This is a genomic window from Arthrobacter sp. SPT-J7 (assembly GCF_059089965.1).
In genome coordinates this window covers 42,689-61,592 of the sequence record NZ_JBNHFF010000010.1, presented here as the reverse complement: position 1 = coordinate 61,592, position 18,904 = coordinate 42,689, and the positions used below count along the sequence as shown (strand labels likewise).

The 18,904-nt window shown below is 67.3% G+C and carries 20 protein-coding genes; 18 read left to right on the top strand and 2 right to left on the bottom strand.

Annotation, left to right across the window (positions count from 1 at the left end):
- Positions 1-94: 94 nt before the first annotated feature.
- Genes AC5RWX_RS15400 through AC5RWX_RS15375 form a run of 6 tightly spaced genes read left to right on the top strand, consistent with a single transcriptional unit; the run spans position 95 to position 4,003 of the window.
- A complete protein-coding gene (locus AC5RWX_RS15400; RefSeq protein WP_493939745.1) occupies positions 95-1,306 on the top strand; it encodes a molybdopterin molybdotransferase MoeA in 1,212 nt (403 codons plus the stop codon).
- On the top strand, positions 1,303-1,779 hold the full coding sequence (gene moaC / locus AC5RWX_RS15395) for a cyclic pyranopterin monophosphate synthase MoaC (protein ID WP_493939746.1): 477 nt from the start codon (positions 1,303-1,305) through the stop codon (positions 1,777-1,779). Before AC5RWX_RS15400 ends, moaC begins: the two co-directional genes overlap by 4 nt.
- Positions 1,767-2,309 (top strand): MogA/MoaB family molybdenum cofactor biosynthesis protein, encoded by a 543-nt coding sequence (locus AC5RWX_RS15390; RefSeq protein ID WP_493939805.1) that lies wholly within the window; start codon positions 1,767-1,769, stop codon positions 2,307-2,309. Before moaC ends, AC5RWX_RS15390 begins: the two co-directional genes overlap by 13 nt.
- On the top strand, positions 2,306-2,734 hold the full coding sequence (locus tag AC5RWX_RS15385) for a molybdenum cofactor biosynthesis protein MoaE (RefSeq protein ID WP_493939747.1): 429 nt from the start codon (positions 2,306-2,308) through the stop codon (positions 2,732-2,734). The genes AC5RWX_RS15390 and AC5RWX_RS15385 overlap by 4 nt, the downstream gene beginning before the upstream one ends.
- A 16-nt stretch (positions 2,735-2,750) precedes the next feature.
- Positions 2,751-3,506 carry a 4-hydroxy-tetrahydrodipicolinate reductase gene (gene dapB, locus AC5RWX_RS15380; RefSeq protein ID WP_493939748.1) on the top strand — a complete coding sequence of 252 codons (756 nt, stop codon included), beginning with the start codon at positions 2,751-2,753 and terminating at the stop codon, positions 3,504-3,506.
- Complete coding sequence (locus AC5RWX_RS15375) at positions 3,503-4,003, top strand: tetratricopeptide repeat protein (protein ID WP_493939749.1); 501 nt, start codon at positions 3,503-3,505, stop codon at positions 4,001-4,003. Before dapB ends, AC5RWX_RS15375 begins: the two co-directional genes overlap by 4 nt.
- Positions 4,004-4,047: 44 nt before the next feature.
- Here AC5RWX_RS15375 and AC5RWX_RS15370 read toward each other — a convergent pair whose 3' ends face one another.
- Positions 4,048-5,232: a heparan-alpha-glucosaminide N-acetyltransferase domain-containing protein gene (locus AC5RWX_RS15370; RefSeq protein WP_493939750.1), complete on the bottom strand. Its 1,185-nt coding sequence runs from the start codon at positions 5,230-5,232 to the stop codon at positions 4,048-4,050.
- A 120-nt stretch (positions 5,233-5,352) separates the two neighbouring features.
- Here AC5RWX_RS15370 and AC5RWX_RS15365 point away from each other — a divergent pair, with 120 nt between their 5' ends.
- From AC5RWX_RS15365 to AC5RWX_RS15335, 7 genes are all read left to right on the top strand, one after another.
- On the top strand, positions 5,353-6,153 hold the full coding sequence (locus tag AC5RWX_RS15365; protein ID WP_493939806.1) for an alpha/beta fold hydrolase: 801 nt from the start codon (positions 5,353-5,355) through the stop codon (positions 6,151-6,153).
- A gap of 120 nt (positions 6,154-6,273) precedes the next feature.
- Positions 6,274-7,197: a 4-hydroxy-tetrahydrodipicolinate synthase gene (dapA, locus tag AC5RWX_RS15360; protein WP_493939751.1), complete on the top strand. Its 924-nt coding sequence runs from the start codon at positions 6,274-6,276 to the stop codon at positions 7,195-7,197.
- On the top strand, positions 7,194-8,885 hold the full coding sequence (locus AC5RWX_RS15355) for a ribonuclease J (RefSeq protein ID WP_493939752.1): 1,692 nt from the start codon (positions 7,194-7,196) through the stop codon (positions 8,883-8,885). Before dapA ends, AC5RWX_RS15355 begins: the two co-directional genes overlap by 4 nt.
- Positions 8,886-8,959: 74 nt before the next feature.
- On the top strand, positions 8,960-11,821 hold the full coding sequence (locus AC5RWX_RS15350) for an FtsK/SpoIIIE family DNA translocase (protein ID WP_493939753.1): 2,862 nt from the start codon (positions 8,960-8,962) through the stop codon (positions 11,819-11,821).
- Between the two features lie 72 nt (positions 11,822-11,893).
- Positions 11,894-12,499, top strand: coding sequence for a CDP-diacylglycerol--glycerol-3-phosphate 3-phosphatidyltransferase (pgsA, locus tag AC5RWX_RS15345; protein WP_493939754.1), 606 nt, complete (start codon positions 11,894-11,896; stop codon positions 12,497-12,499).
- The gene (locus AC5RWX_RS15340) at positions 12,496-12,999 is read left to right on the top strand and encodes a CinA family protein (RefSeq protein ID WP_493939755.1); all 504 of its coding nucleotides are present in this window, start codon (positions 12,496-12,498) and stop codon (positions 12,997-12,999) included. The genes pgsA and AC5RWX_RS15340 overlap by 4 nt, the downstream gene beginning before the upstream one ends.
- 122 nt (positions 13,000-13,121) lie before the next feature.
- Entirely contained in the window at positions 13,122-13,559 is a 438-nt protein-coding gene (locus AC5RWX_RS15335; protein ID WP_493939756.1) for a helix-turn-helix domain-containing protein, read from the top strand.
- Between the two features lie 105 nt (positions 13,560-13,664).
- Here AC5RWX_RS15335 and AC5RWX_RS15330 read toward each other — a convergent pair whose 3' ends face one another.
- A complete protein-coding gene (locus AC5RWX_RS15330; RefSeq protein WP_493939757.1) occupies positions 13,665-14,147 on the bottom strand; it encodes a MarR family winged helix-turn-helix transcriptional regulator in 483 nt (160 codons plus the stop codon).
- 129 nt (positions 14,148-14,276) lie between these two features.
- Between AC5RWX_RS15330 and AC5RWX_RS15325 the strand changes: the two genes are divergently transcribed.
- The 5 genes from AC5RWX_RS15325 to miaB all read left to right on the top strand — a co-directional run bounded on the left by AC5RWX_RS15325 (position 14,277) and on the right by miaB (position 18,899).
- The gene (locus tag AC5RWX_RS15325) at positions 14,277-14,498 is read left to right on the top strand and encodes a DUF3046 domain-containing protein (protein WP_493939758.1); all 222 of its coding nucleotides are present in this window, start codon (positions 14,277-14,279) and stop codon (positions 14,496-14,498) included.
- A 194-nt stretch (positions 14,499-14,692) separates the two neighbouring features.
- Positions 14,693-15,745, top strand: coding sequence for a recombinase RecA (gene recA, locus AC5RWX_RS15320; RefSeq protein WP_493939759.1), 1,053 nt, complete (start codon positions 14,693-14,695; stop codon positions 15,743-15,745).
- Positions 15,746-16,300, top strand: a complete 555-nt coding sequence (locus AC5RWX_RS15315) for a regulatory protein RecX (protein ID WP_493939760.1) — start codon at positions 15,746-15,748, stop codon at positions 16,298-16,300. It abuts the gene before it with no gap.
- A gap of 267 nt (positions 16,301-16,567) precedes the next feature.
- Complete coding sequence (locus tag AC5RWX_RS15310) at positions 16,568-17,323, top strand: aggregation-promoting factor C-terminal-like domain-containing protein (RefSeq protein ID WP_493939761.1); 756 nt, start codon at positions 16,568-16,570, stop codon at positions 17,321-17,323.
- A gap of 55 nt (positions 17,324-17,378) precedes the next feature.
- Entirely contained in the window at positions 17,379-18,899 is a 1,521-nt protein-coding gene (gene miaB, locus AC5RWX_RS15305; RefSeq protein WP_493939762.1) for a tRNA (N6-isopentenyl adenosine(37)-C2)-methylthiotransferase MiaB, read from the top strand.
- Positions 18,900-18,904 lie beyond the last annotated feature (5 nt).

The following is an 18,904-nucleotide window of genomic DNA, read 5'->3' as shown; positions in this document are numbered from 1 at the left end:
AGGATGGCAGCAGACCCTGCACCGCGGCGGTCCGGGCCTGGCGGTATTGCATGGCCGCCAGCCGCCAGTCCCGTCTGCACACCAAGGAGGGCCCGTGGTAAAGACCGTAGCCGAGCACCGCGCCGAGGTTGAGGAACTGCTCCGCTACGCTGCGCGGGCCTGCCTGGCCGGCAGCGAGGCGGTGGCACTCGAATCAGCCTACGGCCGTGTCCTGGCCGCCGACGTCGCGGCGCCGATGAGCCTGCCGCCGTTCGCCAACTCGCAGATGGACGGTTATGCGGTCCGCAGCGCGGAGACCTCCGGCGGGGCGGACCTCGCGGTGGCGGCGACGATTCCCGCCGGCTATGCGGCGCCGGCGCTGCCGCCGGGCTCGGCCGCGCCGATCATGACCGGGGCCATGCTGCCCGAGGGGGCGGACGCCGTCGTGCCGATCGAGGAAGCGGTGCCGGACAGGTTCCTCACCGAACGCGACGGACAAACGGTCAGGCTCCCGGAGACACCGGCCGGGCGGTATATTCGTGCCGTCGGCAACGACATTGCCGCCGGCAGCCTCGCGCTGACCGCCGGAACGGTGCTGAAAGCGCCGCAGCTTGGACTGCTGGCGGCCCTGGGCCTGGCCTCCGCCGAGGTGCGGCCGCAGCTGCGGGTGCTGCTGCTGAGCACCGGGGACGAGGTGGTGGCCGCCGGTGGACGGTTGAACGCCGGCCAGATCTACGACGCCAACAACGCCATGCTGGCCGCCTCGCTCCGGGAAGCCGGCTGCGAGGTGGTGGAGAGCCGGATCCTGGCCGACGCGGCACCGGAATTCCGGCGCCTGCTGGACGCCGAGCTGAGCCGCCAGCGGGCGGATCTGGTGCTGACCTCCGGCGGCATCTCCAAGGGAGCCTTCGAAGTGGTCCGGTTGGCGCTCGAACCCGAAGGCGTGGCGTTTTCCCCGGTGGCGATGCAACCGGGCGGCCCGCAGGGCGCCGGCCGGATCGGCGGAGCCGTCTTCCTCGGCTTCCCCGGCAACCCGGTCAGCTGCCTGGTCTCCTTCGAGATGTTCCTGCGCCCGGCACTGAGCAGCGTGCTGGGCACCCCGGCGCCGCGCACCGTGCTGCGGGTCCCGCTGGCCGAAGCCGCCGAATCGCCCGCGGCCAAGCACCAGGTGCGGCGCGGCCATTACGACGGCGGACGGGTGCGGTTGGTGGGCGGAGCCGAGTCCCATCTGGTGCACGCGATGGCGCAATCCAACGCGCTGGTCCACCTGCCCGTGGGGATCGAGCACGCGGAAGCCGGCCAGGACGTGGAAATATGGCTGCTATGAGCGATGCAGAACGACTGACCCATGTCCGCGAGGATGGCACGGCCCATATGGTCGATGTCAGCGGCAAGGACGAAACCACCCGGCAGGCCACCGCACAGGCCGTGCTCTCCACCCGGACGGACGTGGTGGAACTGCTGGCCGCCGGCTCGCTGCCGAAGGGCGACGCGCTGGCTGTCAGCCGGGTAGCCGGCATCATGGCGGCCAAGCAGACACCGCAACTGATCCCGCTGTGCCACCCGCTGCCGATCAGCAAGGTCACCGTGGACTTCTTCCCCGCCGCGGACTCGGTGCGGATCGAAGCGACGGTGAAAACCCGGTCCGTCACCGGCGTCGAAATGGAGGCGCTGACGGCCGCCTCGGTGGCGGCGCTCAGCCTGTACGACATGGTTAAGGCGGTGGACAAGCACGCGGTGATCTCCGACATCAAGGTGCTGGCCAAATCCGGAGGCAAGAGCGGGGACTGGGTCCTGTGAGCGCCAGGACCGCCGGCATCATCATCGCCTCCACCCGCGCCGCCGCCGGGGCCTACGAGGACGAATGTGCGCCGTTGATTTCCGCGTGGCTGGCCGGCCACGGCCTGGCCGCCGGAGTGCCGCAGATCGTCGCCGACGGCGAGCCGGTCCGCCGCGCGCTGCGCAAGATGCTGGCCGCCGGCCCCCGCGTCATCGTCACCAGCGGAGGAACCGGGCTGGCTGCCGACGACCGCACCCCGGAAATCACCGCCGTCGCACTGGACCGCGAACTGCCGGGCGTGATGGAAGCCATCCGCGCCTACGGGCGCAGCAAGACGCCGCTGGCGGCGCTGAGCAGGGGGGTGGCCGGGACCGCCGGATCCACCTTTGTGGTCAACCTGCCCGGATCTCCCGGGGGTGTGCGCGACGGGCTGGCCGCCCTGGATCCGCTGATCGGCCACATTTGCGCCCAGCTGGAAGGGGATACCGACGCCGGCCACCCGGGTCCGGGGGATACTGGAAGCACCCAGCAGACGGAAGGACAACCATGACCAGCACGGTGTTGTATGCGGCGGTGACGGGCGACCCGATCGACGCCGCCGACGCGGCTGCCGCAGTGGACTCAGCCGAGTGCGGCGCCGTGGTCAGCTTCAGCGGCGTGGTCCGCAACCACGACGGCGGCCAGGCCGTGGCTGCGCTGTCCTACTCGGCCCACCCGAGCGCGCAACGCGTCATCGCCGAAGTGGCCGGCCGGATTGCCGCGGAACACGACGGCGTCCGGATCTGGGTGGCGCACCGCACCGGCCCGCTGGCGATCGGTGACCCTGCCCTCGTCGCCGCCGTCGCGTCGGCACACCGCGCCGCTGCCTTTGCCGCCTGCTCGGACCTGGTGGACCGGATCAAGGAAGAGGTGCCGGTGTGGAAGGAACAACACTTCGCCGACGGCAGCACCGAATGGGTCGGGATCGGCCAGTAGCGATACGCTGGAGGGCATGACTGAGCAACTTGCGGTGGCCGTGCTGGGCGCCGGCGGACGGATGGGCAGCGAGGCCGTCACGGCCGTCGAGTCCGCCCCGGATCTGGAACTGGTGGCCGCGCTGAAGCGCGGCGATTCCCTCGACGAACTGGTCTCCGCCGGAGCCCAGGTGGTGATCGATCTGACAACGCCGGAGAACACCGAGGCCAACGTCCGGTTCGCTGTCGAGCACGACATGCACGCGGTGGTAGGCACCACCGGCTGGGACGAGGCCAGGCGCGCCTCGCTGGCGGTGCTGCTGGAGCAGCACCCCGGAACGGGCGTCCTGATCGCACCCAACTTCGCGCTCGGTTCAGTGCTCGCATCGTCGTTCGCCGCAACGGCTGCCAAGTACTTTGAATCGGTGGAAATCATCGAACTGCACCACCCGGACAAGGTGGATGCCCCCTCCGGCACGGCCATCCGCACCGCACAACTGGTGGCTGCCGCCCGCGAAACGGCCGGCGTTCCCGCCGGCCCGGACGCCACCACCAAGGCGTTGGACGGCGCCCGCGGGGCGGAGGTGGACGGCGTGCACGTGCACAGCGTGCGGCTGCGCGGTCTGGTGGCGCACCAGGAGGTGCTGCTCGGCGGGCCGGGTGAACAGCTCACCATCCGGCACGACTCGTTCGACCGCGCCTCTTTCATGCCCGGCGTGCTGCTGGGCGTCCGGACCGTCACAGGGCGGCCCGGACTGACCTACGGACTGGACGGGTACCTGGAACTTTCATGAGCAACACTGAAGACACGGCCGCCGAGCCCGACGGCGGCGGCGTCGGCTGGTACGCCCGGCACGGGGCCAAGACCTGGGTCGGCGTGATCATCGTCCTGCTGGTGGGCTATCTGCTGGCCACCCTGCAGCGGGCCTGGCTGATGCTCAGCGAACCGGATCTGGTGGCCAAAGGACTGGGCGTGGCCCTGGTGATCCTGCCCATCGTCGGTGCCTGGGCGCTGAGCCGGGAATTGCTCTTCGGCTCCAGGATGTCCAAGCTGGCCCGGACGCTGGAAGCCGAAGGCGGCCTGCCGGTGGACAATCTGCCGCGCACGCCCGGCGGGCGGATTGTCCGGGAAGCGGCTGACCAGGAGTTCCTCAAATACAAGGCCGAGGCCGAAGCAGCGCCGGACGACTGGCGCAGTTGGTTCCGCCTCTCCTGTGCCTACGACGCGGCCGGGGACCGCAAGCGGGCCCGCGAGTCGATGCGGCACGCGATTGGACTCAGCCGCTCCTGACCGGAGGGCTGCTGCCTGCCTGCACCGGCTGCCGGTACGTCCGCTCAGCGGGACCGACTGCCGGCAGGCCGCAGCGCGTCGCGGGTGAGCCTGGACGCGGTGGAAGTCACCAGTTCGAACGGTCCGCGCCAGCCCAGGGCATGGAAGACCATCCCGATGGCTATCGCCGCGACCGCCTGCCACAGGTACACCGGCAGATCCGGAGTGTCCGGGGGCAGCGCGCTGAGGACCCAGACATGGGCGGAGTAGAGCGTCAGGGTCATGGCGCCGGCGCCCGAGAGCGGCAGCAGCAGCCACGGCAGCCGCGAGGTCAGCAGCAGGCATACCGCCAGGACCACGGCCGAGGTGCCCACCGTGTGCAGGAGATCGAAGCTCGTTCCGGAGTGCGGCGACGCACCGCCCAGCCACCACCACGAGCCGCGCTGCTCGACCCAGCTCATGTTCACCTGGTACACCAGGTCGAAGTCCGCCCGTTGTGCCGGCTCGGTGGCCGCTACTTCGGCATAACCCCCCAGCCGGTCCATCACCAGCCAGGAACCGGCTTTGGCTGCCACCGCCAGCACTGCGCCCACGGCCAGCAGCCCCAGCTGCACGCCGGTGCGCTGCAGGCCCAGCCGGCCGATCAGCAAGCCGGCGAGGAGGTAGCCGAGCCATTGCAGCACCGGGTAATAGCCGGTCAGGAAAAGGTCGCTGAGCAGCGTAGCGGGCATCAGCAGGTCGTAGACCATGGGATTGTGGCCCAGTTCAGCCGGGTCCACGGCAGCCTCCGCCACCGGGCGCAGCAGGTGCGCCAGCGCCGGGGAGAGGAGGATCCACCCGGCGGCCCACAGCGCCAGCACCCGGCGGCGCAGCTGGAGGAACGGCAGCGCACACAGGAACAGCACGGCATAGTGGACCAGGATCACCGCCACGTTCACTTCCAGCGTGCCCAGCATCATGCCGACCGTCGCGATCAGCAGGGCGCGCACCGCAATGCCGCCGCGGTCGGCAGCCAGGCTGCCGCCCTGATGGCCGCGGCTGCCGCCGGACAGCAGCGCCAGCCCCACCCCGGCCAGGACCGCGAACAGCGCCGAGGCCCGCCCGGACAACACCAGGCCAACAAAATTCGGCTCCGGATCCGTCCCGGCAGTCCACGGCGCAAAGATGTGCGTAGCCATCATGCCCAGCAGGGCGATGCCGCGGGCGGCGTCGATCCCGGCAATCCGTTGGCCGGCGGGAGCAGAGGGCATGCACCGATATTCTCACAGCCGGGCCGGAGGGCCGGTGGGGAAATCCGCGGCCGGCACGCGATACCGTGAGGGAATGGACACCTTCGCAAACTGTTCGCCGGCGGCCAGGGAGCGGCCGTGATGGGATTCGCCGTCAATGAGTACGACGGCGTGCGGTTGGCTTATGAGGACACCGGCACCGGCGAACCGCTGCTGTTGGTCCACGGCACGGCGTTGTCCAAGGCCGCCTGGCGGGGACTGGGCTATCAGCGCGCGCTGAAGCCGCGGTACCGGGTGGTCACGCTGGACATGCGCGGGCATGGCCGCAGTGACAAACCGCACGGTGATGACGCCTACACGATGGAGCGCTTCATCGGCGACGTCGAAGCGGTGCTGGACGCCTGCGGGCTGCAGAGCACGCATTACTTCGGCTACTCCTTCGGTGCACGGGTCGGGCTGGCGATGGCTGCATCCCGGCAGCATCGCCTCCGTTCACTCACCATGCTCGGCGGAACCCACCGAAGCATGGCCGGCCAGGTCGGCAAGCTCTTCTTTCCCGACTACCTGGAAGCGCTCGAGACGGGCGGCATGGAAGAGTTCATCCGCCGCTGGAACGGTCGCCGCACCATGGCGGTGGACCCGGCCACCCGGCACGCCTTCCTGGCGAACGACCCGGCAGCGCTGGCAGCCTACTTCCGCGCCTGCGAGGCGCTGCCGGGCCTCGATCCGCGCGACGTCCAACAGATCCAGGTGCCCGTCTTGCTGCTCGCCGGCAGCAATGACCACCCCCGGGCCGAGGAATCGCGCCAGGCCGCCGCCTTGCTGCCGGACGGACACTTTGTTGAACTGCCCGGTTTGGACCACGCCAGCTGCCTCTCCGCCCAGGAAGACGTCACCGAACTGCTGACGGGTTTCCTGGAACGGGTGCACTCAATCCGCTGAGACCTCCGCGGTGGCGGCCGGACACAGGCCGGCGCCGCCGCCTCCTGCGCCCGGCCGCCCTGTGTCGCTGCTTGTGCGCCATTGCCTGATCCGGCCGTCGGACACGGTAACGTTTTCCCTATGGCTGAGTCTGACGTTCGCGAGTACACCTTCGGCACCCTGGTCACCGCTATGGTCACCCCCTTCACCGAGGAGGGCGAGGTGGACTACGGGAAGGCGGCGGAACTGGCCGACAAACTGGTCCAAGACGGCTGTGACGGGCTCGTCGTCACCGGCACCACCGGCGAAACATCAACGCTCACGGATGACGAGAACGAAGCGATGTTCCGCACGGTCGTTGAGGCAGTCGGTGGACGGGCCAAGGTCATTGCCGGATCCACCACCAACGACACGCGCCACTCCATCAACCTGTCCCGGCGTGCCGCCGCCGTCGGCGTGGACGGCTTGCTCATCACCGCGCCGTATTACAACAAGCCGAGCCAGGCCGGCGTCCAGGCCCACATCGAAACCATCGCTTCCGCCATCGGCCTGCCGGTCATGGTGTACGACATCCCCGGCCGCGCCGGCATCTCGATCGCCACGGAGACCCTGATCCGGCTGGCAGATCACCCGCTCATCGTGGCCCTCAAGGATGCGAAGGCGGACTACGGCGAGACCACCCGCGTCCTGGCCAACACGGACCTGGACGTCTATTCGGGCGACGACGGGCTGACCCTGCCGCTGATGGCGGCCGGTGCCGTGGGCGTGGTCAGCGTGACCGCCCACGTGGCCACCCGGCAGTTCCGTGAACTGGTCGATGCCGCGCTGGCGGGGGACTTCGCCACCGCGCGCCGGCTCCACTTCGAATTGGACCCGGTCATCCGGGCCGTGATGACCCACGTGCAGGGCGCAGTGGCCGCCAAGCAGGTCTTGAAGTGGCAGGGTGTCCTGCCCAACTCGGTGGTCCGGCTGCCGCTGGTGGAACCGTCGGAAGCCGAGCTCGCGCCCGTCCGCGCTGACCTGGCCGAGGCCGGCTGGACGCTGGAGGCCCTGAACGCCCGATGAGCGAATCCACGCTGACTCAACTGCGCACCCCGCCCGCCCTCGAACCGGACACGCTCCGGATCGTTCCGCTCGGCGGACTCGGAGAGATCGGCCGCAATATGGCGGTCTTCGAGATCGACTCGAAACTGCTGGTGGTTGATTGCGGCGTGCTGTTCCCGGAAGAGCACCAACCCGGGGTGGACTTGATTCTGCCGGACTTCTCCTACATTGAGGACCGGCTCGACGACGTCGTCGGCGTGGTCCTGACCCACGGGCACGAGGACCACATCGGTGCCGTCCCGTACCTTTTACGGATGCGGCAGGACATTCCGCTGATCGGTTCGCAGCTGACCCTGGCCCTGGTCGAGGCCAAGCTGGCCGAACACCGGATCACGCCCTACACGCTCACCGTTGCCGAGGGGCAAATCGAGCAGTTCGGGCCCTTCGAATGCGAATTCGTCGCGGTCAACCACTCGATCCCGGACGCGCTGGCGGTCTTCCTCCGGACCGCTGCCGGCACCGTGCTGCACACCGGTGACTTCAAGATGGACCAGCTGCCGCTGGACGGGCGGATCACCGACCTGCGCGCCTTCGCGCGCCTCGGCGAGGAGGGCGTGGACCTGTTCATGTCCGACTCCACCAACGCCGACATTCCCGGCTTCACCACCGCGGAGAAGGAAATCGGCCCGGTACTGGAGCGTCTCTTCGGCCAGGTGCAGAAACGCATCATCGTCGCCTCCTTTTCCTCCCACATCCACCGCGTCCAGCAGGTGCTCGACGCCGCTGCCGCGCACGGCCGGCATGTTGCCTTCGTCGGCCGTTCCATGGTGCGCAACATGAACATCGCCGCCAAACTGGGCTTCCTGAATGTTCCCGAGGGCATCCTGGTGGACCTGAAGAACGTGGAGGACTTCCCGGACGACCGGATTGTGCTGATGTCCACCGGATCACAGGGCGAGCCCATGGCCGCCCTGTCCCGGATGGCCAACGGCGACCACCGCATCCAGGTCGGCAAGGGGGACACAGTGATCCTGGCGTCGTCGTTGATCCCCGGCAACGAAAACGCCGTCTTCCGGGTCATCAACGGCCTGCTGAAGCTCGGCGCCGACGTGATCCACAAGGGCAACGCCAAGGTCCACGTGTCCGGACACGCTGCTGCCGGCGAGCTGCTGTACTGCTACAACATCCTCCGGCCCAAGAACGCCCTGCCGGTACACGGGGAGACCCGCCACCTGATCGCCAATGGGCGGCTGGCCGAGCAGACCGGCGTGCCGGCGGAAAACGTCCTGCTGGCGGACGACGGATCGGTCGTGGACCTGAAGGACGGCACCGCACGGATTGTCGGCCAAATCGAATGCGGCTACGTTTACGTCGACGGATCAAGCGTTGGCGAGATCACCGACGCCGATCTCAAGGACCGGCGGATCCTGGGCGAAGAGGGTTTCATCTCCGTCATCACCGTGGTCAACCGCAGCACCGGCCAGATTGTCTCCGGACCGGACATCCACGCCCGCGGTTTCGCCGAGGATGATTCGGTCTTCGACGACATCAAACCAAAGATCATCAGCGCGCTCGAAGAGGCAGTGGTCACCAACAAGGACCACACGACGTACCAGCTGCAGCAAGTGGTGCGCCGGGTGATCGGCACGTGGGTGAACAAGCGGCACCGCCGCCGGCCGATGATCGTCCCGGTGGTCCTGGAGGCCTGACCCGGGTCCGGCGCAACTGCTCCGCGCGGGCCAAATCCCGGGGATGAGCAGCTTCAGCCGGTAACCTTGCGACTATGGCGACTCGTACTTCCCCTGCCCGAAAAGGCACCCAGCAGTCGCGCGGCAAGGGTACAGGCACTACTGCGCGCTCCTCAGCGGGGCGTTCCAGCAAGACCAAAGTGCTGGCTGTGCAGCCCCCCGAGGAGCAGCTGCCGCTGCTGCCGCGGATGATCCACGGGCTGTGGATGAGCCTGGCCCGTCCGGTGGCAGCGGGCGTACGGAAACTGGGTCCCGATGTCCGGCCCGACCACGAATTGCGCCGCGACGGCACCGGTTTCTTCCTGCTGCTGCTGGCCGCCTGCGTGGCCACCGTGGAGTGGTGGGCCTTGGACGGCTGGTTTGGAGACGTGGTGCACGCGGTGGCCGGCGGAACCTTCGGCTGGATGGCGTTGGTGCTCCCGGTACTGCTGCTGATAATGGCCGTGCGCCTGATGCGCCACCCGGAGGACTCACCGGCCAACAGCCGCATCTCCATTGGCCTGGTCCTTGCCCTCGCATCGGGCTCCGGCCTCGCTCACGTGATTGGTGGCCAGCCCGCCCTGGCGGACGGCTTCGACGCGTTGTGGGCCGCCGGCGGGATGGCCGGCTTCCTGCTCGCGGCCCCGCTGGCGGCGGTCAGCCTGTGGCTGCCGGTCGCCGTCTACGGGCTGCTGGCCTTCACCAGCATCCTGATCATCACCGCGACGCCGTTCCGCCATATCCCCATGCGCCTGCGGATGCTCTACGAGCGACTGATGGGCCAGGACCCGTCCGCCGAAGCAGCGCCCTACCAGCCGCGCGACGCGCACGATCAGAGCTACCTCTACGCCGAGGAGGCTCCGGTCAAGGAACGCAAGCCGCGGCGCAAACTTTTCGGCAAACGCAAGGCCGAAGAAGCCGGCGCGGACGATGAGGGTTTCTACTTCGACGAAGCCTTCGAAACCGCTGTGATCGAGGACAAGGAGGAGCCGGAGGACCAGGCCCCGCCGGAGGAAACGGCTCCGGCCGTGCCGCCGGGAGTGCGGCGGCCCACCCAAGCAGAGCTGGCGGTCGAGAAGATCAAGCGGGACCAGGGGCTGGTCCCCGAAGGGGCCACCGAAGCGCTGCCGGTCCTGCCCGCCGCCCCGCCTGCCTCCGCCGCCCCCACGGTGCCGTCCAATCCGGTGCAGCCGCAGCCGCCGACCACCCCGATCCCGCAGCGCACCGAGCAGTTGCAGTTGGCCGGTGATGTCGCGTACACGCTGCCGCCGTCCGATTTCCTGCCGCCCGGACCGCCGTCGAAGGAGCGCTCGGAGGCGAACGACGCCGTCGTCAACGCCCTGACCGAAACGCTGGACCAGTTCAAGGTCGATGCGAAGGTGACCGGATTCTCCCGTGGGCCGACCGTGACACGCTACGAAATCGAGCTCTCGCCCGGGACCAAGGTGGAGCGCGTCACGGCGCTGTCCAAGAACATTTCCTACGCCGTGGCCAGCTCCGATGTCCGGATCCTCTCACCGATCCCGGGCAAGTCTGCGATCGGCATCGAGATCCCGAATACCGACCGTGAGACGGTGTCCTTGGGCGACGTGCTGCGCTCGAACAACGCCCGCAAGACCGACCACCCGATGGTCATGGGCGTGGGCAAGGACGTGGAGGGCGGCTTCGTGCTGGCCAACCTGGCCAAGATGCCGCACCTGCTCGTCGCCGGCGCCACCGGTGCGGGCAAGTCCTCGTTCGTGAACTCCATGATCACCTCCATCCTGATGCGGTCGACGCCGGATGAGGTGCGGATGGTCATGGTAGACCCCAAGCGCGTGGAACTGACCGCGTATGAGGGCGTGCCGCACCTGATCACACCGATCATCACCAATCCGAAGAAGGCCGCCGAAGCGCTGCAGTGGGTGGTCCGCGAGATGGACACGCGCTACGACGACCTGGCCAACTTCGGCTTCAAGCACATCGACGACTTCAACAAGGCCGTGCGCAACGGCAAGGTGATTCCGCCGGCCGGCTCCAAACGCGTGGTCAAGCCGTATCCGTACCTGCTGGTGATCGTGGACGAGCTCGCCGACCTGATGATGGTCGCCCCGCGGGACGTCGAGGACTCGATTGTCCGCATCACCCAGCTGGCCCGTGCCGCCGGCATCCACCTGGTGCTGGCCACCCAGCGCCCTTCGGTGGACGTCGTCACTGGATTGATCAAGGCCAACGTCCCGTCCCGGATGGCCTTCGCCACCTCGTCGGTGACCGACTCCCGCGTGGTGCTGGACCAGCCCGGCGCGGAGAAGCTGATCGGCCAGGGCGACGCGTTGTTCCTGCCAATGGGTGCCAGCAAGCCGATGCGTGTGCAGGGCGCCTGGGTTTCCGAGTCGGAAATCCATAAGGTCGTTGAACACGTCAAGGGGCAATTGCAGGCGGTCTACCGCGACGACGTCGCCGTCGAGGCGCCGAAGAAGCAGATCGACGACGACATCGGCGACGATCTGGACGTGCTGCTGCAGGCCACCGAACTGGTGGTCACCACCCAGTTCGGTTCCACCTCGATGCTCCAGCGGAAACTGCGCGTCGGCTTTGCCAAGGCCGGCCGCCTGATGGACCTGCTGGAATCCCGGGGAGTAGTGGGTCCGTCCGAGGGCTCCAAGGCCCGCGACGTGCTGGTCAAGCCGGACGACCTCGCCGCGACGCTTGCCGCCATCCGGGGCGACGAGCCGGCAGCCGCTGCCCCCGGCGAGGCCGGGGCCGCGGACCCGCTGACCGAGGCGCTGGCGGACAATGCCAACGCCAACCATGGGTTCGATGGCCCGCGCGACCTGGTCGCTGAGGACCTCGACGCGCGGGCGCAGGCGGTGGATTATTACGACGGCGACGAGGACGATGCCGGGTCCGAGGACGCCTGGAACCTGACCGGGAGGTGACGACCGCCCTCCGGTGGTCGACCAAGGGCCGTCAGGCCCGCGTGGAGACCCGCTACGGGTAGCCTTGAACGCGTGACTGATTCAGTGTCCCGGCCCGTGCCCCTGCTCAACATCGCCAATATCCTGACGACGGTGCGGATCCTGCTGGTTCCGTTCTTCATCTGGTTCCTGCTCGCTGACGGCGGTGCCGGGGGATTGTTTCGCTGGCTGGCGGTGTTGGTTTTCGCCGTCGCGATCTTCACGGACAAGCTTGATGGCGATCTGGCCCGCAGCCGGGGCCTGATCACCAACTTCGGCAAGATCGCCGATCCGATCGCCGACAAGCTCCTGATCGGTTCGGCTTTAATCCTGCTGTCGGTGTTGGGCGACCTACCGTGGTGGATCACCATCGTTATTCTGGTCCGCGAGCTGGGCATCACCGTGCTGCGTTTCGTCGTGATTCGTTACGGGGTCATGCCGGCTTCCCGCGGCGGCAAGCTGAAGACCGTCCTCCAGACGCTGGCTATCTTCCTCTACCTGCTGCCGCTGGACACCTGGCTGGGCCCCTGGGCCGTCTGGGTGGCCTTCGCCGTCATGATGCTGGCGGTTGTTGTCACCGTGGTGACCGGCGTGGACTACGTCGTGAAAGCACTGAAGTTGCGCCGCGCTTCCCTCGCAGGCAGCGAGGGCCAGCGATGAGCACCAGCCAGGCCGCGGCCGTGGTGGCGGCAGCCATCGCCCGGAAACTGACGGTGGCCACCGCCGAATCGTTGACCGCCGGAATGGTGGCGGCCGAACTCGCCACGGTGCCCGGGGCGTCGGGCACGCTCCAGGGTGGCGTCGTGTCCTACCAAAGCCAGATCAAGGCGGCCGTGCTCGGCGTCGACGCGGACCTGCTCGCGCGCGAGGGAGCAGTCACCGAAGCCGTTGCCTGCCAAATGGCCGAGGGTGCCAGGCGCGTCCTGCAGGCGGACATCGCGGTATCCACCACCGGGGTTGCCGGGCCCGAACCGCACGGTGGCCGGGAGGTGGGAACGGTGTGGATCGGCGTTGCAAGCCCCCAAGGAACACGGGCCGTTCAATTCCGCTTTGATGGAGACCGCGGCCGGATCCGGCAGCAGGCCTGCGAAGCCGCCATCACCGAACTGGGCCGGGCTGTCGACGCTGAGGAAGCAGTCCCGTCCGGATTGCAGATTTGAGTCCTGGGAACAAAAATGTTGATCCAGTAGTTATCAAAGGTGTCAGCAGCTGTTAGGTTGTTGGCCTAGGCTTGAAACAGCGGCAGATGCCGCCCACCTTAAGAGGGAGCAAGGCGATACAGATGGTAAAGCAGCCCGTGTCCGTAAACGGTGTAGTCCGTTGGCGTGATGTGGGATTGGCCGAAGAACCCCGTAGGGAGCAGAAGGAGCGCAAAATGGTAGTGCTGCGACACGAGATTGGCGATGTCCTCCGTGATGTCCGGCAGCGGCAGGGACGCACCCTGCGTGAAGTGTCGCACAGCGCCCGCGTCTCCCTTGGCTACCTGAGCGAAGTCGAACGCGGCCAGAAGGAAGCGTCGTCTGAACTGTTGTCCTCGATCTGCTCGGCACTGGACGTCCCCCTGTCGCACATGCTGCGGGAAGTGAGCGACCGGGTCGCAGACGCCGAGGGCGTGGTCATTCCCGATACCGTTCCGCAGGAACTCTCTCGCGAGTTTGTCGGCGACATTCCCGACGAGCTGCCCGAGGAACTCCGCGGTTTGGCTTCCGCCCGATACTGACCAAAGACCCTAACGGGCCGCTTCCGCCACTGCGGCGGAAGCGGTCCGTTTTCTTGTGCCCGCAGTGTTCGTTGTGCCCGCACTGCCCGGCCAGACGGCTGCCACTTAGTGGAACGGCGGCTCGTTGGCGTAGGAGGCGTTCAGTCGGTCCAGCAGCTGTCCCAGCGTTGACAGGTCTTCGACGGACCAGTCGCCCAGGCGCTCATGAAAGGCGACCTTGCGGGCGGCCTGTGCCTCGGCGAGTTTTTCCAATCCTGCGGGTGTCAGGGTGATTGACTGCGCCCGCCCGTCCAATGGATCCGCCTGCTTGCCCACCAGCCCCAACTGCTCAAGCATGGCGATTTGGCGGCTGACAGAGGGTTTGCCGACGCCGATGGCCGCCGCCAGTTCCGTGAGCCGCAAGGAATGCTCCCGCTGAAGGATCAGCAGAAGCCCGTAGGCGGCCGGCTCCATGTCCGGGTGCACGGTTCGCGCCACCCGGTGGGAGTTCGCCCTGGCCCGGCGCCACAGCAAGCTCAACTGCCGTTCAAGAGCTTCGATGGCATTGTCGAACCCTGCATCTGCGCTGTCCGCGGCGTGGTCTGTCATGGCCCTATTCTAGTGAGCGCCGGGACCGGCGCAGAGAATCTGCGGCGGACGCGCCGCAGACCGCTTGCAGCTCGACAGAATCTTGGCGCGGGCCGTCCGTGCAGGGCGGACACGTGAGAAGATGTACGCGTGCGAATCAGTGACTTCTGGCGGTTAATGGACGACGAATTTGGGTCTGCCTATTCGCACGTGCTCGCCGCGGATTTGGTGCTGGGGCAACTCGGCGGGCGGACCGCCAGCGAAGCGTTGGCTGCAGGAATTCCACCGAAAACGGTGTGGCTCGCCGTCTGCGATATTCAAGATGTTCCGCAGGAGCGGCGCTGGGGCAAGGACCGCGAGCCACGCGGCTGAGCAGACACGCCCTGAAGAAAACGGCGATATGTTCGAAAGTGTGTTCGGGTCCCGCTAAACTTCTACACAGAGCGCCGAGAGGCCGGATTATCCACACGCTCCGCTGCCGATCCCGATTTTGTCCGAGCCGGACGTTACGGTCGGAAGAGTCAAGACAGACAAGGCCCGAGGGCCGCAAGAGACTGAGGTGAACAATGGCCGCACCAGCTGACCGCGAGAAGGCACTGGAAGCTGCACTGGCGCAGATCGACAAGCAGTTCGGCAAGGGCTCGGTGATGCGGCTCGGCGACGACACCCGCGCCCCCATCGAAACGATCTCCACCAGTTCCATCGCCCTGGATGCCGCCTTGGGCATCGGCGGCCTGCCTCGGGGCCGTGTGGTCGAGATCTACGGTCCGGAATCCTCGGGTAAGACCACTGTGGCGCTTCACGCCGTCGCCAGCGCCCAGCGCAACGGCGGAATTGCCGCCTTCATCGACGCCGAGCACGCGCTGGACCCGGAATATGCCAAGAAGCTCGGTGTGGACACTGACGCGCTGCTCGTGTCGCAGCCGGACACCGGCGAGCAGGCGCTGGAAATCATGGACATGTTAATCGGCTCCGGCTCGCTCGACATCATCGTGATCGACTCCGTCGCAGCCCTGGTGCCGCGTGCGGAAATTGAAGGCGAGATGGGCGACAGCCACGTCGGCCTCCAGGCCCGATTGATGAGCCAGGCGCTGAGAAAAATTACCGGCCGGCTGAGCCAGTCGAAGACCACGGCGATTTTCATCAACCAGTTGCGCGAAAAGATCGGCGTGTTCTTCGGCAGCCCGGAGACCACCACCGGCGGTAAGGCGCTGAAGTTCTACGCGTCGGTGCGCATTGACGTACGCCGCATTGAGACCTTGAAGGATGGAGCCAATCCGGTGGGCAACCGGACCCGGGCCAAGATCGTCAAGAACAAGATGGCGCCGCCGTTCAAGCAGGCAGAATTCGACATTCTGTATGGGCACGGCATCTCGCGCGAGGGCGGTCTGATCGACATGGGCGTGGAGCATTCACTCGTCAAGAAGTCGGGCGCCTGGTTTACCTATGACGGAGACCAGCTCGGCCAAGGCAAGGAAAACGCCCGCAAGTTCCTGATCGACAACCCGGACCTGGCAGATGAGCTGGAGCGCAAGATCCGGCAGAAGCTCGGCATCGACGCGGTCCCGGACAACGGAGAAGAGGGCGGGCCTAAGCTCAAGGCCGTCGACGGGTTCTAAATGGTGCCCAGGCACGGACAGGGCGGCCCGACGCCGGGCAGCCCGGCGGATGTAGGTCCGGACGCCGACCCTTATGGTGTCGCCCGCTCAGTTGTCCTGCGCTCTCTGACACAGTCCCCGAAGAGCCGCGCCCAGCTGGCTGCGAAGCTGGCTGAGCGCGGCGTCCCGGGTGACGTCGCCGAGGCAGTGCTCGAGCGGTTCGAAGAGGTCAACCTCATTGACGACGCCGAGTTTGCCCGTATGTGGGTGCGGAGCCGGTCGCAGACCCGTTCGCTGGCCCGGGCTGCGCTGAAGCGGGAGCTTGCCGATAAAGGCATCGTCGGCGATATGGCCGAGCAAGCGCTGGACCAGCTGTCGGCGGACGACGAGCTGGAAGCAGCCCGCAGCTTGGTCCGCCGCAAAATCCGTCCCGATTGGCAACTGCACGACCGGTCGGAACGGGACAAGCATCTGCGCCGGCTGGTTTCCATGCTGGCCCGCAAGGGTTACTCTGCGTCGTTGGCCTTCCGGGTCGCGGATGAGGAACTCGGAGCTGCAGGCGACCCGGACTTCTGACACGGCACGGCATCAGGCCGAGGGCCGGGTCCCCGCAAGCGTCGTTATCGTTTTGAGACTTTTCCGGGATTCGATTAGCGTAGTGCGACTGTGAGTGCACCGCAGAATGAACGTCGTCAGAAAACCCAGCAACGCCGGCGCAGCCGCAGGCAACGCCGCCTCAGGATCGCAGCAGGCCTGACACTATGTTCTGTTGCCGCGGTGGGCGCAACGGGAGCCGCCAGCGCCGTCCGCACAGGGCAAAACGCCTCGGAAGTCGTGAGATCGATGACAGCACCCCTCATGGAGTTTGTCGGCTTGGCTGATCCTGCCGAACGGCGTGCCCAGGTAGCGGATGATGACCTCCAGCAGCAAGCTGCGGGGGCACCTACAACTACCGCCGCCGGGAACAAGTCCGCGCAGCCGGGTCAGGCGGGCCATGAGCCAGCAGGCGAGGAGGCCGCGCAGCCTGGTCAGGCGGGCCAAGAGCCAGCAGGCAAGGATGCCGCGCAGCCGGGTCAGGCGGGCCAAGAGCCAGCAGGCAAGGATGCCGCGCAGCCGGGTCAGGCACGCGAAGAGCCAGCAGTGAAGAAGACCGCTGCTGGGAAGGCTGTAGGGGAAGCACCCGCCGGTGGCAAAGAGGCAGAAAAACCGGCAGCTGCCGAAACGCCAGAGCAGCGCGATACCCAAGGAGGGAGCGCTGGCCCGCAGGCTGCTGAAGCAAGGGCGACCCAAGAGCATGCTGCTGTCGACGCGCAAGAATTGCGGAACGATCCGAGCCTTGCCAAGGCTTACGTGGAAAGGGCGCTGGCATCGTTCGGCTGGGGTGCCGGACAAGTGGGCTGCCTCGAAAGGCTCTGGGACATTGACCAATCCCGCGGCGCGCATGGCATTCCTCAGAGCCCGTTCAATGACAAGACGGCCGCCGCCGGCGGGCAGACAAACTTCGAGACCCAGGTCGATTGGGGACTCGGCTACATCGAGTCCCGGTATGGCTCACCGTGCTCGGCCTTGAACTTCCACCTGGCCAACAATTGGTACTGACCCCGGACCGGCTGCAGATTGTGGCCGGTCCGGCCGCAGGCCGTACCCTTGTAAGGTGAGTTTGACTGTCCCCGCCCCGACCATCGAGCAGCAGCCCCAAGTTCGCACCTACCAGGTGCGCACCTTCGGCTGCCAGATGAACGTCCATGATTCCGAACGGCTTGCCGGGCTGCTCGAAGCTGCAGGGATGGTCGAAGCCCAAGGCGGGCAGGCCGACGTCGTGGTTTTCAACACCTGCGCGGTACGGGAGAACGCCGACAACAAGCTGTACGGAAACCTGGGCCAGCTGGCGCCGGTCAAGGAACGCCACCCCGGGATGCAAATCGCCGTTGGCGGCTGCCTGGCCCAAAAGGACCGCGAGACGATCCTGAAAAAGGCGCCCTGGGTGGACGTGGTCTTCGGCACGCACAACGTGGGTTCGCTGCCGGCCTTGCTGGAGCGTGCCCGGCACAACAACGAAGCCCAGCTGGAAATCCTGGAATCGCTCGATGTGTTCCCCTCGACGCTGCCCACCAAGCGCGATGCGGTGTACTCCGGCTGGGTCTCCATCTCCGTCGGCTGCAACAACACCTGCACGTTCTGCATCGTCCCGTCGCTGCGCGGCAAGGAACGCGACCGCCGACCGGGCGAGATCCTGGCGGAAGTCCAGGCACTGGTCGACGACGGCGCCATCGAAGTCACGCTGCTCGGACAGAATGTGAACTCCTACGGGGTGGAGTTCGGTGACCGCGGAGCCTTCGCCAAGCTGCTGCGCGCCTGCGGCAGCATTAACGGCCTGGAACGGGTGCGCTTCACCAGTCCGCACCCGGCCGCCTTCACCGACGACGTCATCGACGCCATGGCCGAGACCCCCAACGCCATGCCGCAGCTGCACATGCCGCTGCAGTCCGGCTCAGATAAGGTCCTGAAAGACATGCGCCGGTCCTACCGGTCCAAGAAGTTCCTGGGCATCCTGGACAAGGTGCGTGAACGGATCCCCCATGCGGCCATTTCCACCGACATCATCGTCGGGTTCCCCGGCGAGACCGAGGAGGACTTCCAGGCAACGCTGGCGGTGGTGGAACAGGCCCGCTTCGCCAGCGCCTTCACCTTCCAGTACTCCAAGCGGCCCGGCACCCCGGCCGCCGAGCTGCCGGACCAGCTGCCCAAGGCCGTGGTCCAAGAACGCTACGAGCGCTTAATCGCGCTGCAGGACAGGATCGCCGCGGAAGAAAACGCCAAGCAACTGGGCAGCCAAGTCGAGGTCATGGTCTCCGCGCAGCAAGGCCGCAAGGCAGGGGAGACCCACCGCCTCTCGGGCCGGGCCCGCGACCAGCGGCTGGTGCACTTCTCCGTACCCGACGGCGCGCAGGCACCGCGTCCGGGCGACCTGGTCACGGTGACGGTCACCGAAGCTGCCCCCTTCCACCTCATCGCCGATCCGGTTTCCGCCGCGGACTACCACCTGCGCCGCTCGCGCGCCGGGGATGCGTGGGACCGCTCCCAGGCGGACTCCTGCGGGGTACCCGCGGCCCCGGGCAGCAAACCGGCCCAGGTGTCGCTGGGCATGCCCGCGCTGCCGGTCCGGCCCGCCTGAGCGCG

Excerpts from the sequence above, each read along its gene's own strand:
- moaC (WP_493939746.1), top strand. The coding sequence starts at position 1,303 with ATGAGCGATGCAGAACGACTGACCCATGTCCGCGAGGATGGCACGGCC.
- AC5RWX_RS15385 (WP_493939747.1), top strand. The coding sequence starts at position 2,306 with ATGACCAGCACGGTGTTGTATGCGGCGGTGACGGGCGACCCGATCGAC.
- dapB (WP_493939748.1), top strand. The coding sequence starts at position 2,751 with ATGACTGAGCAACTTGCGGTGGCCGTGCTGGGCGCCGGCGGACGGATG.
- AC5RWX_RS15375 (WP_493939749.1), top strand. The coding sequence starts at position 3,503 with ATGAGCAACACTGAAGACACGGCCGCCGAGCCCGACGGCGGCGGCGTC.
- AC5RWX_RS15370 (WP_493939750.1), bottom strand. The coding sequence starts at position 5,232 with ATGCCCTCTGCTCCCGCCGGCCAACGGATTGCCGGGATCGACGCCGCC.
- AC5RWX_RS15365 (WP_493939806.1), top strand. The coding sequence starts at position 5,353 with ATGGGATTCGCCGTCAATGAGTACGACGGCGTGCGGTTGGCTTATGAG.
- dapA (WP_493939751.1), top strand. The coding sequence starts at position 6,274 with ATGGCTGAGTCTGACGTTCGCGAGTACACCTTCGGCACCCTGGTCACC.
- AC5RWX_RS15355 (WP_493939752.1), top strand. The coding sequence starts at position 7,194 with ATGAGCGAATCCACGCTGACTCAACTGCGCACCCCGCCCGCCCTCGAA.
- AC5RWX_RS15350 (WP_493939753.1), top strand. The coding sequence starts at position 8,960 with ATGGCGACTCGTACTTCCCCTGCCCGAAAAGGCACCCAGCAGTCGCGC.
- AC5RWX_RS15340 (WP_493939755.1), top strand. The coding sequence starts at position 12,496 with ATGAGCACCAGCCAGGCCGCGGCCGTGGTGGCGGCAGCCATCGCCCGG.
- AC5RWX_RS15335 (WP_493939756.1), top strand. The coding sequence starts at position 13,122 with ATGGTAAAGCAGCCCGTGTCCGTAAACGGTGTAGTCCGTTGGCGTGAT.
- AC5RWX_RS15330 (WP_493939757.1), bottom strand. The coding sequence starts at position 14,147 with ATGACAGACCACGCCGCGGACAGCGCAGATGCAGGGTTCGACAATGCC.
- recA (WP_493939759.1), top strand. The coding sequence starts at position 14,693 with ATGGCCGCACCAGCTGACCGCGAGAAGGCACTGGAAGCTGCACTGGCG.
- AC5RWX_RS15315 (WP_493939760.1), top strand. The coding sequence starts at position 15,746 with ATGGTGCCCAGGCACGGACAGGGCGGCCCGACGCCGGGCAGCCCGGCG.
- AC5RWX_RS15310 (WP_493939761.1), top strand. The coding sequence starts at position 16,568 with ATGACAGCACCCCTCATGGAGTTTGTCGGCTTGGCTGATCCTGCCGAA.